Origin of the sequence: Corynebacterium maris DSM 45190 (assembly GCF_000442645.1) — a bacterium.
In the GTDB taxonomy this organism is placed as follows: domain Bacteria; phylum Actinomycetota; class Actinomycetes; order Mycobacteriales; family Mycobacteriaceae; genus Corynebacterium; species Corynebacterium maris.
In genome coordinates this window covers 1,282,987-1,297,558 of the sequence record NC_021915.1, presented here as the reverse complement: position 1 = coordinate 1,297,558, position 14,572 = coordinate 1,282,987, and the positions used below count along the sequence as shown (strand labels likewise).

General features: G+C 66.9%; 11 protein-coding genes. 4 read left to right on the top strand and 7 right to left on the bottom strand.

All coding sequences use genetic code 11. From position 1 onward, the window contains the following. Positions 1-55 precede the first annotated feature (55 nt). The 6 genes from B841_RS06095 to B841_RS06070 form a co-directional block, all read right to left on the bottom strand. On the bottom strand, positions 56-979 hold the full coding sequence (locus tag B841_RS06095) for a hypothetical protein (RefSeq protein ID WP_041631782.1): 924 nt from the start codon (positions 977-979) through the stop codon (positions 56-58). Next, the gene (locus B841_RS06090) at positions 963-2,756 is read right to left on the bottom strand and encodes a GmrSD restriction endonuclease domain-containing protein (protein ID WP_020934615.1); all 1,794 of its coding nucleotides are present in this window, start codon (positions 2,754-2,756) and stop codon (positions 963-965) included. Before B841_RS06090 ends, B841_RS06095 begins: the two co-directional genes overlap by 17 nt. Positions 2,757-2,797: 41 nt before the next feature. Next, positions 2,798-3,748: a cation diffusion facilitator family transporter gene (locus B841_RS06085; protein WP_041631781.1), complete on the bottom strand. Its 951-nt coding sequence runs from the start codon at positions 3,746-3,748 to the stop codon at positions 2,798-2,800. Positions 3,749-3,916: 168 nt separating this feature from the next. Next, positions 3,917-4,936: a ketol-acid reductoisomerase gene (ilvC, locus tag B841_RS06080; protein WP_020934613.1), complete on the bottom strand. Its 1,020-nt coding sequence runs from the start codon at positions 4,934-4,936 to the stop codon at positions 3,917-3,919. A gap of 157 nt (positions 4,937-5,093) precedes the next feature. Next, complete coding sequence (gene ilvN, locus B841_RS06075) at positions 5,094-5,618, bottom strand: acetolactate synthase small subunit (RefSeq protein WP_020934612.1); 525 nt, start codon at positions 5,616-5,618, stop codon at positions 5,094-5,096. Next, positions 5,619-7,496: an acetolactate synthase large subunit gene (locus tag B841_RS06070; RefSeq protein ID WP_245561068.1), complete on the bottom strand. Its 1,878-nt coding sequence runs from the start codon at positions 7,494-7,496 to the stop codon at positions 5,619-5,621. A 342-nt stretch (positions 7,497-7,838) separates the two neighbouring features. Here B841_RS06070 and B841_RS14050 point away from each other — a divergent pair, with 342 nt between their 5' ends. The 4 genes from B841_RS14050 (at position 7,839) to B841_RS06050 (ending at position 13,562) form a co-directional block, all read left to right on the top strand. Then, positions 7,839-9,677, top strand: a complete 1,839-nt coding sequence (locus B841_RS14050) for a mechanosensitive ion channel family protein (protein WP_020934610.1) — start codon at positions 7,839-7,841, stop codon at positions 9,675-9,677. 16 nt (positions 9,678-9,693) lie between these two features. After that, entirely contained in the window at positions 9,694-10,248 is a 555-nt protein-coding gene (locus B841_RS06060; RefSeq protein WP_020934609.1) for a PH domain-containing protein, read from the top strand. An 81-nt stretch (positions 10,249-10,329) separates the two neighbouring features. Beyond that, positions 10,330-12,171 carry a dihydroxy-acid dehydratase gene (gene ilvD, locus B841_RS06055; RefSeq protein WP_020934608.1) on the top strand — a complete coding sequence of 614 codons (1,842 nt, stop codon included), beginning with the start codon at positions 10,330-10,332 and terminating at the stop codon, positions 12,169-12,171. A 35-nt stretch (positions 12,172-12,206) separates the two neighbouring features. Next, positions 12,207-13,562: a glycosyltransferase 87 family protein gene (locus tag B841_RS06050; protein ID WP_020934607.1), complete on the top strand. Its 1,356-nt coding sequence runs from the start codon at positions 12,207-12,209 to the stop codon at positions 13,560-13,562. Between the two features lie 5 nt (positions 13,563-13,567). On the opposite strand, the gene B841_RS06045 is transcribed toward B841_RS06050, so the two are convergent. Further along, on the bottom strand, positions 13,568-14,443 hold the full coding sequence (locus tag B841_RS06045; RefSeq protein WP_020934606.1) for a DoxX family protein: 876 nt from the start codon (positions 14,441-14,443) through the stop codon (positions 13,568-13,570). Positions 14,444-14,572 lie beyond the last annotated feature (129 nt).

Here is a 14,572-nt window from a genome sequence, read left to right as displayed (position 1 = left end):
TACCCGTTTTCGGGGCGGGAGGTCACGTGCGGGCGGGCATCTCCGCTCGGGCCCGTCACGGCTTTTCCTGCGCGGCCGCCTCCGCCTCCTGGATCGCCCGTGACAACGCCGGACCCGAGACGAACTCGTCACCGAGCGCGATGAGCGGCCGGTCCGCCATCCCGACCATGGCCGCCAACCCCCGCTCCGTCGCCCGCGGATCGGCGTCCGGGACGACCCTGACGTCGGCGCCGAAGCTGCGGGCGTTCGCCACGGCCGCGACCTGCGCAGCCGGAGTCGCCACCACCAGCGGCCCCTGTTGCGCGTCACGTCGTGACGCGATCGGAAAGGCCGGCAGATCGGCGGCCTGCTCTCGCGTCATCTCCTCCCACCCCGCGGTCAAGGCCACCGGCGTCACGCCGTCCAGGTTGGCCACCGCCTGCACCATGTCCGCAGGCTCGGCGACGACGACCTCGGTGAACTGGTGCGCCGTCAGCTCCCCCAGGGCGCTGAGAGTGCCCGGGTCGCGGATCACGGTGGTCTCCCCCACCGACGCCGCCAAGCCCACCTGTCCGACGGTCAGCACCCGGCTGGCCCCCAGCCGCGCGATCTCGTTGACCACCTCGGTGTGGGTTTCCGGGGTGTAGGTGAGCAACGGGGCGTGCGTGAACACCGCCAACGACGCCGCCCGCAACTGGGGCGCCGCCTCCGCGGCCGCGACGATCACCGTCACCGACGAGGAAAAGAACAATTCCGAGGAAGCGGTGCCGGACGGGTCGTCGAGCACCGTCGGGCGTTCGGGGAACCGGTCGGCGACGTGGCGGCTGCGGTTGTCCGCGCGGAGCTCCGTGAGCGGCCGCGCGGCAGACGGCTCCGGGGCGCCGGTCACCGTCACCCGCGGATCTGGGGGCGGCTCCAGATAGCCCGGCACGCAACCAGCGAGCAGCCCGACCCCCAGCGCGATCGCCGCGGCAGGCAAGGCTTTAGCTCGCAAAGGCATCCGGGCCTTCCCCGCCGCCGGAGTAATCTGCGTCGTCGACGTCGCGGATCACGTCTTTGCCCATGGCGTGTTCGACCATGCCCACCAGACGGCGCCGCCGGTCGGCGAAAAACCCGGTGGCGTCGGAACGCCGCATCAACTCTGGGTCCATCTCGTGGGACAAGAGCGTCTCGTGGAACTCGTCGTTTTCCATCAAGGATTTGGACTGCACCCGCACCAGGTAGCGGGCGGGGTCATAACCCGTGATGACGACCTCCGTGCGCTTGCTCATCGGGGTGCGGTTGAGCACGGAGTCCGCCAGCACCAGCTCGACGCCGTTCTCCTGGCACCACTGGCGCGGGAAGACATGCCCGAATTCAGGGTCGAGTTCGTCGTAGGACCACCGGTCGAAAGTGCGGCCGGTGCGCCAGTCCCGCGCCCCGCGCCCCATCAGCAGCGCGTAGATCCCCTGCCACACGCCGGAGTCCTCGTCGATGGACAGCAGCCGGGATTCGGTGAACGCCGCACCGGCGACGGTGTCGGGGACGGGGGCGTCGTCTTCGCGCACCCAGGCGGCCACCTCGTCGACGTCGCGGGCGGCCCGGATGGTCACCGCCGCGGAACCGTAGAGCTCCCCGAACACGCCGGACCAGAACCACCGGTTGAGGCGGTTCATCCCGCTGCTCTCGGCGAGCGCCCCCGGCGTCTCGTCCAGCAGCGCGAGGATCACGGCCAGGGGCACGATCTGTGCGGTGTAGGGCACTTGTTCCGTGGTCAAAATGCAGCGCTGGGCGAGAAACTCCGCGGCCTTGCGGAAACTGTCGCGGAGCTGATCGACGGCCGGGCGGTAGTCCTCCAGGCGCAGGTTGACGATGTCCTCGCGCTGGCCGCGGCTGTGCCCGCGACGGCCGGTGACCAGCAGACTCACCGCGGCGAGGAAGGCAGTCCGGTCGATGCCGTCCAGCGCCGGGTACTGTCGCAGAATGGCCTCCGTCTGCGCCCAGGACTGCGCCAGCGAAAATGTGGGGTCTTCCGTGGAATACACGGCGGTGAGCAACTCAAAGACGTCCATCTGCAGGCCCATCTGATTCGCCTGCGCGAAGATGGAGCCCACTCCGGCGCGGGCCGTCTCCCGCCCCAACCGGATCATGGGCACGTCGTAGGCGCTGAGCGGGGTGGCGACGGCGGATTGGAAGGTCTTGATCCGGGCCAGGAACTCCGGATCGGCGCTGGCCGCCATGTCGAAGAGCATGCCGGTGCTTTCGTCGGTGAGCAGGCTGGAGACGGGGATGCACCCGGCGGCGACGCACGCCTCCCGGCTGTCCAGCCGGTGGTCGAGCCGGGGGCCGAAGTGCGAGGTGACCTCCCCGTTTTCGTCGACCGAAAAGACCGCCTCGTCCGGCATGACGTCTTCTTCCACCGCCCTGGCCACGTCGACGAGGTAGCGGCGCCTGATCCGCTTGGACCGGAAATCGACGGTGTCGACCAGCCCCGGCGCCTGGAAGCTCTGATAAAGGCCGGTCAGGCGTTGCTGGCCGTCGAGAAGCAGCAGACCCGGGCTCTCCCCCGCGGCCGGCGCGCCCGCCACGGGACGCGGCCGAAAACGCATCGGCTCGTTGCGGGTGTCCAGCGCCAGCAACGCCCCCACCGGATAACCGCGCAACACGGTGACGATCAAGGAACGGACACGGTCGGTGTCCCAGGAGAAACTGCGTTGAAAATCAGGGAGCTGCAGCTCGCCGTGGTTGATGCGGGCGAAGAGGTCCCGCAGTGAGTAACTGGGCGTGGTGAAAGCCATGCCGCGAGTCTATCCGGAGAGCGGACGCACCGAAGCCTGAACTAATCGCACACGACTTCGTGGCTCGCGTGGTCCCGGTGCTCGAGCTGAATGGTGGAGTGTTCGATCCCGAAGGTGCGCAACCGCTCCTGCGCCTCGTCGAGGACGCCGCAGCGGGAGTCGTGGCCCTCATCGATCACCAGGTGGCAGGTGGCCAGGTTGTTGACTCCCTCGGTGGACCAGACGTGCAGGTCGTGAATGTCCTCGACGTGCGGGATCTCCAGCAGTTCCCGCTCAACTTCCTGCAGGTCGATGCCGTCCGGGACCCGGTTGAGCAGAACGGACAGGGAGTCGGTCAACAGCTTCAGCGAGCGCGGCAACACCAGGGCGACGATGGCCAGCGAGGCGAGGGTGTCCGCGGCCGTCCAGCCGGTCAGGGCGATGACCACGCCCGCGACGATCACGGCCACGGAGCCGAGCATGTCGGTGATCACGTGCAGGAAGGCGCCGCGCATGTTGAGGCTGGCGTGGCGCTGCCCCATGAGGATCAGGGCGCTGGCGGCGTTGGCCAGCAGACCGATGACGGCCACGGAGATCATCAACGTCGTGTCGATCTCCGTGCCGGAGCCCAGCCGCCCGATGGCCTGGATGAGGATCCAGACGACCACGAGCGTGACGACCACCGCGTTGAACAGCGCCGCGACCACCTCGACGCGGCGGTGGCCGAAGGTCGACCGGTCGGTGGCTTTACGACGTCCGATCAGCATGGCCAGCAGGGCGATGATCAGTCCGGTGGCGTCAGACAGCATGTGCATGGCGTCGGACAGCAGCGCCAGCGATCCGGACACGACTCCGGCGATCAATTCCGCGAGGAAGACCACCGCGGTGATGATCAGGGCGCCCAGCAGCGCCTTCAGCGGGGCGTCGGTCGTGTGCGTGCCGCCCAAGCCATGCTCATGATCGTGGTGAGTGTGGCCGACGGCCGAGGATGGTGCCTGGTCGTGGTTGCTCATAATCCCAGGTTATCCCACTTCCACTCCTTGTTGAAACCTTATTGAAAATATGTGCCCCGGGTCACCCATGGGGGAAATCTCCGTCGGGAAGGAAAGCGCCGGGGCCCGCACCTTCTGCGGGAAGATGCGGGCCCCGGCGGGGTGATCAGGCGATCAGACGGGACGCGCCTACTTGGCGGTGCCGTCGGTCAGTCCGGAGTCGACCCAGCTCATCATGCCGCGCAGCTGAGCGCCGGTGTCCTCGATCGGGTGGGAGTTGTACTCCTCGCGCAGACCCTCGAGCTCCTTGTTGCCGCCCTCGACGTTGGCGATCAGACGCTTGGTGAAGGTGCCGTCCTGGATCTCCTTGAGGACGTCCTGCATGACCTTCTTGGTCTCGGCCGTGACGATGCGCGGGCCGGTCACGTAGCCGCCGAACTCAGCGGTGTCGGAGACGGAGTAGTTCATGTTCTTGATGCCGCCCTCGTACATCAGGTCCACGATCAGCTTGAGCTCGTGCAGGACCTCGAAGTAGGCCATCTCCGGCTCGTAGCCGGCCTCGGTCAGGACCTCGAAACCGGTCTTGACCAGTTCCTCGGTGCCGCCGCAGAGCACGGCCTGCTCACCGAAGAGGTCGGTGACGGTCTCGGCCTCGAAGGTGGTCGGGATGACGCCGGCACGGCCGCCGCCGATGGCGGAGGCGTAGGACAGCAGCAGGTCCTGCGCGTCGTTCTTCGGGTCCTGATCGATGGCGATCAGGCAGGGAACGCCCTTGCCGTCCTCGAAGGTGGAGCGGACCAGGTGGCCCGGGCCCTTCGGCGCGACCATGCCGATGATGACGTCGTCGGCCGGCTCGATCAGGTCGAAGTGGATGTTCAGGCCGTGGCCGAAGAGCAGCGCGTCGCCCTCGTTGAGGTTCGGTGCGATGTCGTTGGTGTAGATCTCTGCCTGAGAAGTGTCCGGGGCCAGCAGCATGACGACGTCGGCCCAAGCGACGGCCTCGGCGGTGGTCTTGACCTCGAGGCCGGCCTCCTGCGCCTTGGCCACGGACTTGGAGCCCTCACGCAGGCCGATGACGACCTCGACGCCGGAGTCACGCAGGTTCAGGGAGTGGGCGTGGCCCTGAGAGCCGTAACCGATGACGGCGACCTTGCGGCCCTGGATGATCGACAGGTCGGCGTCGCTGTCGTAGAAAACCTCAATTGCCATGAAGGAACTCACTTTCAGGTGGATGCCGCGCCAACGCAGCGTCCGTAGTCAGATTCGGAAGTGTCTAATTGGTCATTGTGCCACACTCGGTGCCCGAAGTGTGTCATGTGGTGGGAGTAGGTGCCCCTAATGGGCGATTTTCTCCCACCAGGTGAGATTACTTGTTGGTCGGGGCCATGGTCTTTGGTCCGCGGTTTAACGCGACCAGACCGGACTCCGCCAGCTCGCGGATGCCGAAGGTCTCCAACACCTCGAGCAGCGCATGCAGCTTGCCCGGGGTGCCGGTGGCCTCGATGACCACGGACTCCGGCGACACGTCGACCACGCGGGCGCGGAAGATGTTGGCCGCGTCCACGACCTGCGGCCGGTTGGCGTTGGTCGCGTCGACCTTGACCAGCATGATCGCGCGGGAGACCGTCGTCTCGTCGTCGAGGCGGACCACCTTGATCACGGGGATGATCTTGTTGAGCTGCTTGGTGATCTGCTCGATGGAACGCTCGTCGGCGTCCACCACGATCGTCAACCGCGCCAGGCCCTTGGTCTCGGTCTTGGCGGAGACCAGCGACACGAGGTTGAAGCCGCGGCGGGTGAACATCGCGGTCACGCGCGAGATGATGCCCTCGGTGTCCTCCACCTGGACGCTGAGGACGTGGCGGGTGGGTTCATTCAAGGCGGTGGCCATTTACTTCTCCTCCTGCTGAGCAGATTCGTCGATAGCTTCATCGATGGTGGCGGGCGTCTCCGCGGCCGAGGACTCCTCGTCGAAGTCCGGGCGCAGGCCGCGTGCGTACTCAATGTCCGAGTTGGAGCTGCCGGCCGCGATCATCGGCCAGACTTGCGAGTCCTCGCCGACGATGAACTCGACGACGACGGGGCGGTCGTTGATCTCGCGGGCACGGGCGATCGCCGGGGCGACGTCCTCCTGCTTGGTCACGCGGATCGCCTCGCAACCGAGGGCCTCGGAAAGCTGGACGAAGTCCGGGACGTAGGTGTCGCCGCTGCCGAGCTTGGTGCTGGAGTAGTTCTTGTCGTAGAACAGCGTCTGCCACTGACGGACCATACCCAGGTTGCCATTGTTGATCAGGGCGACCTTGATCGGGAAGCCCTCCACCGCTGCGGTGGTCAGCTCCTGGTTGGTCATCTGGAAGCAACCGTCGCCGTCGACGGCCCAGACCTCCTTCTCTGGCAGGGCCGCCTTCGCTCCGAGCGCCGCCGGGACGGCGTAACCCATCGTGCCCAACCCGCCGGAGTTGAGCCAGGTGCGCGGTTGCTCGAAGTCGATGAACTGCGCGGCCCACATCTGGTGCTGGCCGACGCCCGCGACGTAGATCGCCTCCGGGCCAGCCTGCTTCGACAGTTCCCCGATGACGAACTGCGGGGAGAGCGAACCGTCGGCGTTTTCGTCGTAACCGCGCGGGAACCGTTCCTTCATCCCCTCCAGGTAGTTGACCCACGGGCGGAAGTTGAACCCGTCGCTGTGCGCGCGGGCGACATGGGTCAGCGACCCCAGGACCTCGCGGGCGTCGCCGACGATGGGGACGTCGACTTCGCGGATCTTGCCGATCTCCGCCGGATCGATGTCGGCGTGGATGACCTTGGCCTCCGGAGCGAAGGACTCGGTGTCGCCGGTGACGCGGTCGTCGAAACGCGCGCCGATGGTCACCAGCAGGTCAGAGCGCTGCAGAGCGCCGACCGCGGGAACCGTTCCGTGCATGCCGGGCATGCCCATGTGCAACGGGTGCGACTCCGGGAAGGAGCCGAGCGCCATCAGGGTGGTCACGACCGGGATGCCGGTGGCCTCCACGAGCTCCGCCAGCTCCTTCGACGCGTTGGCCTTGATCACGCCGCCGCCGATATACAGGACCGGGCGTTGCGCCTGAGAGATCAGCTTGATGGCCTGATCGATCTGGCGGCGGTGCGGAGTGGTGACGGGCTTATAGCCGGGCATGTCGTACTGCGGGGGCCACACGAACTCGAACTCGGCGTTCTGGACGTCCTTGGGGATGTCCACGAGCACCGGGCCGGGACGACCGGTCGAGGCGATCTCGAAGGCGGCGGCGAGGGCCGCCGGGATCTCGTTGGGGTCGGTGACGATGAAGTTGTGCTTGGTGATCGGCATGGTCACGCCGCGGATGTCCGCCTCCTGGAACGCATCGGTTCCCAGGAGCGCCGAACCGACCTGGCCGGTGACGGCGACCATGGGGACGGAGTCGAGGTTCGCGTCCGCCAGGGCGGTCACCAGGTTCGTCGCACCCGGACCTGACGTCGCGATGCACACACCGACCCGGCCGGAAGCCAGGGCATAACCCTCGGCGGCATGGCCGGCGCCCTGTTCGTGGCGCACGAGCACGTGACGCAGACCCTTGGAGTTATAGAGGGCGTCGTACAACGGGAGGACCGCGCCGCCGGGAAGCCCGAACACCAAGTCGGTGCCGAGCTCCTCCAGCGACCGGACAATGGCCTCCGCGCCGGTCATCCGCTCGACGACGCGTGCCGTCGATGAATCTGAGGACGCGGCCTTTGTGGCCTGAGCGGCCGATGTGGGCTTTTTAGCTGCCACGGTTAAAGCTCCTTGTTCTAGCAAGATCCTGAAGTTACGGGCCGGGCTGGTGGTGTACGTTTCCGGCGGCTGCGGAGTCGGTGCTTGTCATGAGTGCGGACAAGGGGACAGACAACAGACCATAAACGGCAAAAACCCTCGATGTAGCACTCTGGGTGGGTGCTATTCGAGGGCGCTTACCGGGACGACTGCAGGTGTGGGTCAGCCGCTACGGCAAGCGCCGAGCTACTACTAGTACCTGAAGTCGCGAAATGATCATGCCCTCATCATACACACGAATTTCAGGAACCCCACCACGTGCCCCCATCAAATTTTGAGCAAATGGGATTACATTACGTAAATATGGTCTCCCTGACTTTCTTTCTCTCCCAGGCATGGCAATGGGTCGCAGACACCGGCGTCAATCTCGCCATCATCCTCGTCCTGGCCCTGCTCGTTCCCCGCGCCGGCAGATTCGCGGAGCGGAGGATCGAACACAACGTCAAAGAATCCGTCGACGAGGATCAGGGCAAAACTCACCTCGCCTTCGCCGGCGTGGCGATCTACGTCGCCCAGATCGTCGCATTTTTCCTGCTGTCCCTCTGGTTCCTGCAGGAGATCGGCTTCTCGTTGGCGGGCGCCGCCATCCCCGCCACCGTCGTCTCCGCCGCGATCGGTTTCGGTGCGCAATCCATCATCGCGGACTTTCTCGCCGGCTTTTTCGTCCTGACCGAGAAGCAGTACGGCGTGGGCGACTGGGTGCGCTTCGTGGGCAACGGCGTCGAAGTCGAAGGCACCGTCATTCAGGTCACGATGCGCGCCACGCAGATCCGAACCCTGAAGCAAGAGACGGTCATCGTCCCAAACTCCACCGCCCGGGTGTCGATCAACACCTCCAACTTCTGGTCGCGCGCAGTCATCGTCATGCCGGTCCCCCTCCTCGGTTCGTCCAGCCCCGCCGACGCCGCCGATCGGGCGGAGGCCGCCACCCGCCGTGCCCTGGAGCGCGAGGAAATCGCCGAGGACCTCATCGGCGAACTCGAAGTCCAGCCCGCGGTCGAGGTCACCCCGCCCGCGACGGTGGGCATGCCGTGGACGGTGGACATGCGGTTCATGATCCAGGTCCAGGCCGGCACCCAGTGGCAGGTGGAGCGCACCGTGCGCATGTCCATCCTGGAGGAGTTCTGGGACGAGTACGGCTCCGCCACGACCGTGACCGGCACCCTCACCGACTCCGTGCTGCGCTCCGCGGAAGCCGCCGCCCCACCGGAGCAGACCGTCGCCGCCCACCGCGCGGCCGTCGACGCTTCCGCCCCCGCCGACAAGACCGGCGACCGACCTGTAGCCGAACGCCCGCCGCGGGACGCCGACGAAGATCTTCCCGCAGAACACTCGACCGTTCCCGCCGGCTATGAAACCCCTTCCGGCAAAGACCCCGCCGCCGATCAGGGTGGCGCAGGACTCACTGCGGAAGACTCCGAAGCCAAGACAGTCAAGTCTGAGGCCGTGACTGACGCCGACGACGACGGACACCCCGCCACCGTCGTCATGGGGTCCACCGCCGCAGGCGCCACGAAAATCGCCGGTCCAGCCCGGGATGAGACCGTCCCGGACGCGGACGCGGAGGAAGAAGAGAAAGAAGAAGAGGACCCCTCATCCCTGACCGGCTGGCGCCGCACGATCACTTGGGGCGGCAACATGCGCCTGTCCACCGCCTTCTTGCTGCTCGGACTGCTCGTCCTGCTGGTGCTGCGCCTGCTGATGGCCTCCGCCGAAACCGCCGACGGCGAACGCGTCTCCGGGCCGCTGGCCCCGCGCCCCATCAACATCGGCGGCACCTCCGCGGAAGAGGACCTCGAACCCGTGGAGGAACCGCAGCAACAACAGCAGCAGCCCGTCACCCCGACGGAGCAGGATCAGATCCCCGCCACCCCGGCGCCGACCCTCGGGACCCCCAACCCGAACGCGCCGGGAGAACAGCCGACGCCCACGAACTCGCCGAACGCCCCGCAGCAACCCCAGCAGGACTCCCCCGGCATCCAGCAGACCCAGCCGCAGGGTTCGCCCGCCCCGCAGGAGCAGACCGCCACCCAACAGCAGACCGAGCCGATGTCGCCGACCGCCGGAACCAACCAGAACTACTTCGGAGGGACCGGCGACGCCGCCGGAGCAGGGGCGGAATCGGAAACCGGCCTGCAGTGAATTAGGCTGACTAGCCATGAGCACCAACAGCACTGACGGCACGGGCCCCACTGACGGCATTTCAGGCGAGAAGGTCTTTCACCCGGAGCGCACGCACGTATTCGCTGCGCTCCTCATGATCGGCATCTCCTTGATGGTCATCGGCGTCGCCCCTCTCCGGCTGTTCTGGATCCTGATTTTCCCGGCGTTGTTCATCTGGTGGGCGCTGCGCTCACAGGTGACCGTCACCGACGACGGCGTCTCCATCCGCTACGCCTTCCGTTCCGGAGTCACCGCTTCCTGGGACGAGATCGAAGGCGTGGGCTTCAAGGGCGCGAAAACCCTGTTGCGCACCACTGACGGCAAGGAGCACCCGATGCCGGGGGTCACCTTCAACTCCCTGCCGGAGCTTGCGGCCGCATCCCGGGGCCGCATCCCGGACGCGTTGACCGCCGGCCTGGAGGCCCAGGACGGCAAGGTGTCCGTGATCAACCAGGACGGCAATCAGGTGTTGATGACTCAAGAGGAACACGCCGCGTACCTGGCTGCCCAACGTAAGCAGCAGGCGCCTGACGGCACCACCGATGCCTGACTGAAACCGGGGCCCGCAACGGCCCCCTTCAAGTGCTCACCTCGTCATTTCTGATCGGTATTTTTCGCAAGGAGATTCATAGTGTTTCCGCTTCGTTCCCGAGTCACCACCGTCGGCCGTCAGGCGGCGGGCGCCCGCTCGCTGTGGCGCGCCACCGGCACCCAAGAGCACGAGTTCGGTAAGCCGATCGTGGCCATCGTCAACTCGTACACCCAGTTCGTGCCCGGCCACGTCCACCTGAAAAACGTCGGCGACATCGTCGCGGACGCCGTGCGCGCCGCCGGCGGCGTGCCCAAGGAGTTCAACACCATCGCCGTCGACGACGGCATCGCCATGGGCCACGACGGCATGCTCTATTCCTTGCCGAGTCGCGAGATCATCGCCGACTCGGTCGAGTACATGGTCAACGCCCACACCGTCGACGCCATGGTGTGCATCTCCAACTGCGACAAGATCACCCCGGGCATGCTCAACGCCGCACTGCGCCTGAACATCCCGTCGGTGTTCGTCTCCGGCGGCCCGATGGAGGCCGGCAAGGCCGTGGTCGTGGACGGCGTCGCCCACACCCCGACCGACCTGATCACCGCGATCGCCGCTTCGGCCAACGACGCCGTCAGCGACGAGGGCCTCGCCGAGGTCGAAGCCGCCGCCTGCCCGACCTGCGGCTCCTGCTCCGGCATGTTCACCGCCAACTCGATGAACTGCTTGACCGAGGCCCTCGGCCTGTCGTTGCCGGGCAACGGCACGACCCTGGCCACCCACTCGGCCCGCCGTGAACTCTTCGAAAAGGCCGGCGCCGCCGTCATGGACATCTCGCGTCGCTACTACGGCGAGGAGGACGAGTCCGTCCTGCCGCGCAACGTCGCCACCAAGGAGGCTTTCCAGAACGCCATGGCCCTGGACATGGCCATGGGCGGATCCTCCAACACCGTGCTGCACATCCTGGCCGCCGCTCAGGAAGGCGAAATCGACTTCGGGCTCGAGGACATCAACGACATCTCCTACCGCACCCCTTGTCTGTCGATGGTCGCCCCCAACGGCGACGCCCACGTCGAGGACGTCCACCGCGCCGGCGGCATCCCCGCAATCCTGGGTGAGCTCGATCGAGCCGGCCTGCTCAACAAGGACGTCCATTCCATCTCCTACCGCTCGCTCGACGAGTGGCTGGGCGACTGGGACATCCGCGGTGGCTCGGCCACCGAGGAGGCCGTTGAACTCTTCCACGCCGCCCCGGCCGGCGTGCGCACCACGGAGCCGTTCAGCCAGTCTTCCCGGTGGGAGGACCTCGACCGCGACGCCGAAAACGGCGTGATCCACTCCGTCGAGCACGCCTACTCCGCCGACGGCGGTCTGGTCATCCTGCGCGGCAACCTCGCCCCGGACGGCGCCGTGATCAAGGCTGCGGGCGTCGAAAAGGAACTGTGGACCTTCTCCGGCCCGGCCCGCGTCGTCGACAGCCAGGAGGCCGCCGTGTCCATGATCCTGAACAAGGAGGTCCAGGCGGGCGAGGTCGTCGTCATCCGCTACGAAGGTCCCTCCGGCGGGCCGGGCATGCAGGAGATGCTGCACCCGACGTCCTTCCTCAAGGGCGCGGGCCTGGGCAAGAAGTGCGCGCTGATCACCGACGGCCGCTTCTCCGGCGGCACCTCCGGACTGTCGATCGGCCACATCTCCCCCGAAGCCGCCCACGGCGGACTGATCGGCTTGATCGAAAACGGCGACACGATCTCCATCGATGTGGAGGGCCGCAAGCTCTCCCTGGACGTCGACGACGACGAGCTGGAGCGCCGCCGCGCCGCCATGGAGGCCTCCGAGCGCCCGTGGACGGCCGTCGGCCGTAAGCGAAACGTGTCCAAGGCTCTGCGTGCATACGCGAAGATGGCCACCTCCGCAGACAAGGGCGCCGTGCGCCAAGTCGATTAATCCTTCTGCGGGCGCGGAGATTACGCTTCTATCCGATGAGCACCTCCGTATCGCCCACCCAGAATCGCCCGCCCACCGGCCGGGCCCACCCAGTGTTGACGCTGTTGACCTGGATCGGGCTGCTGGTGGGCGGTTCGCGTATCCACGCCCACATCAACATCACGGAATTTCCCGTCGACATGGCCGTCTACCGGGAGGGCGTGCGCGCCTTCATTTCCGGCGGCGAGATGTACTCGGTTCCGATGCAGGTGGCCGACCTGCAGTTGCCGTTCATCTACCCGCCTTTCGGGGCGTTGATCCTGGTGCCGTTGACGGCGCCGGAGTGGCTGACCGACGACCTCGCCGGCGACGTCATGATCGTCGTGTCCAACTTGCTGATCCTGGCGTGCCTGCACCTGATTTTCCGGACCGTGATGAAGGACCACTCCCCGGCGGCGGCCCGGGCAGTGACGGCCGTCAGCTGGGCGGGGGTCATGCTCATCGAACCCGTCGAGCTGAACAACGGTTTCGCGCAGATCAACGTGATCGTCCTGGCCCTGGTGTTCTTCGACCTGATGCCGCGCAAACGCTTCTTGCCCCAGGGCACGTTGCTGGGCGTGGCGGCGGCGATCAAACTTTCCCCGTTGGCGATGGGTTTGTTTTTTCTGGTGCGTCGCGACGTGCGCGCCATCGTCGTCGCCGGCGTCTCTGCGGTGGTGTGCACGGTGATCGCCGCGCTGGTGCGCTGGGACGCCACCGTCGAGTTCTTCTCCACGACCTTGCGGGGCATGGGCACCGAAAGCGAATTCGGGGTCAACACCGCGTATCAGTCGAATAGCTCGATCAAGGGCGTGATCATGCGGTTTTTCAACTCCCAGGAGCTTCTCGACGCCCACGGCACCCTGGCCAACGTCCTCTGGCTGGTCTTCTCCCTCCTGGCCATCGGACTCGGGGCCTGGCTGATGGTCGCCCTCCTGCGCCGCGAGCTGATGGCTGACGCGATTCTGGTCAACGCGACCGTCATGCTGTTGATTTCCCCGGTCTCCTGGTCACATCACTGGGTGTGGCTGGCGCTGCTCATTCCCCTCGCCGCCTGGCGCTGCGTGACCTTGTTCCACCGACCGTGGTTCCTGGGCGCCGTGCTGGCGGTCTGGTCCTGGCTGATTCTGACCGACCCGCCGAAGTGGTGGTACGGCGACGCCATCGACGTCTTCGCCTTGTCCATCGTGCAGAAGGTGCTCGTCTCCGACTTCGTGTGGCTGGCGTTGTTGTCTTGGATCGGACTGTCCCTGGCGCTGCGCACCGTGCCGACGTCCGCGGGCTCCGTCGCAGTCGAGCGCTTCGGATTCGGCGCCCGCGACAACGACGAAACCCCGGCCGCTTCCAGGGAAGCGACCGGGGCCGAAGCGTAGAACGGTTAAGCGAACGGGTTGATGCCCGTGCCGAACCACCACAGGGCGGCGACGGCGACGATCGCCAGGACCACGAAGATCCACGAGCTCCACAACGGGCGACGCGCCCACCCGCGGCCGAAGTCCAGGGAGTACAGGCCCGGACCGGTGAACTGCAGGACCACGGACATCGCGAGCAGCATCACAGCGAGCCAGGCCGCGTCCGGCCAGGCGAAAATATTGAGGCCTTCCCCGGAGGTCGCCACGAAATGCAGGGCGGAAAATCCGGTGACCACGGTGGCCACGGCCGCAAACAGCGGGGTGACCAGGCCGAAGATCAGGAAAAGCCCCGCCGCCAGCTGCGCGACGGGCACGGCCACGGCCAGGACGGCGCCCGCCGGGTACGCGGCGAACTCGCTTTCCAGGCCGGTGATCCCCTGCCCGCCGCCGAGGTTGAAGAAAGTGCCCACCGCTTCGAGGATGAGCCATGCGGAAAGCGCGAGGCGCAGCAGAAAGATACCGAAGTCGATCGTGCCGCGGCGCGTCCGGTCGACGTGCTGCGCCGCCGCGGACTCCTCCGCCGTCAATTCCTGGCTGGCGACCGGGGCAGGTGTGACCACCGGATCTCCCGGGTACGCCGTCGGCGCCACGGTGGTGGCGGGGGCGGGAGTCTCCGTCGGGGCGAAGTCCTCGTCCCGGTAGTGTCCGCTCTCTCCGGGGTGTGCCAGCCGCTGGGTTTCGGCGGCCGGGCCGGTGGCGGGGAAAGCCGTAGTGGACTGCGCGGCGGAGGCGGGCGTGGAGCCCCCGCCAGCCTGTGGGCTCTGCCCTTGATGGGTGGGGACGTCGACGTCGTCGAGGTGCGGGTCGTCGGCCCGGTCGGGCCTCTGCTTGTTCTCGCTCATGCCTCACAATGTAGCGATCCGGCGGCGGGCGTGACTGCATTCCCACGGCGTGCCGGAGGAAAGTTACCGTGCCGTGAACCATTCCCCCGGGGCCCAGCGGTCGTGTCTGCGCAGCGCTGATCGGCCGGG

Coding starts and splice junctions, on each gene's coding strand:
- B841_RS06095 (WP_041631782.1), bottom strand. CDS start 979: ATGCCTTTGCGAGCTAAAGCCTTGCCTGCCGCGGCGATCGCGCTGGGG.
- B841_RS06090 (WP_020934615.1), bottom strand. CDS start 2,756: ATGGCTTTCACCACGCCCAGTTACTCACTGCGGGACCTCTTCGCCCGC.
- B841_RS06085 (WP_041631781.1), bottom strand. CDS start 3,748: ATGAGCAACCACGACCAGGCACCATCCTCGGCCGTCGGCCACACTCAC.
- ilvC (WP_020934613.1), bottom strand. CDS start 4,936: ATGGCAATTGAGGTTTTCTACGACAGCGACGCCGACCTGTCGATCATC.
- ilvN (WP_020934612.1), bottom strand. CDS start 5,618: ATGGCCACCGCCTTGAATGAACCCACCCGCCACGTCCTCAGCGTCCAG.
- B841_RS14050 (WP_020934610.1), top strand. CDS start 7,839: ATGGTCTCCCTGACTTTCTTTCTCTCCCAGGCATGGCAATGGGTCGCA.
- B841_RS06060 (WP_020934609.1), top strand. CDS start 9,694: ATGAGCACCAACAGCACTGACGGCACGGGCCCCACTGACGGCATTTCA.
- B841_RS06050 (WP_020934607.1), top strand. CDS start 12,207: ATGAGCACCTCCGTATCGCCCACCCAGAATCGCCCGCCCACCGGCCGG.
- B841_RS06045 (WP_020934606.1), bottom strand. CDS start 14,443: ATGAGCGAGAACAAGCAGAGGCCCGACCGGGCCGACGACCCGCACCTC.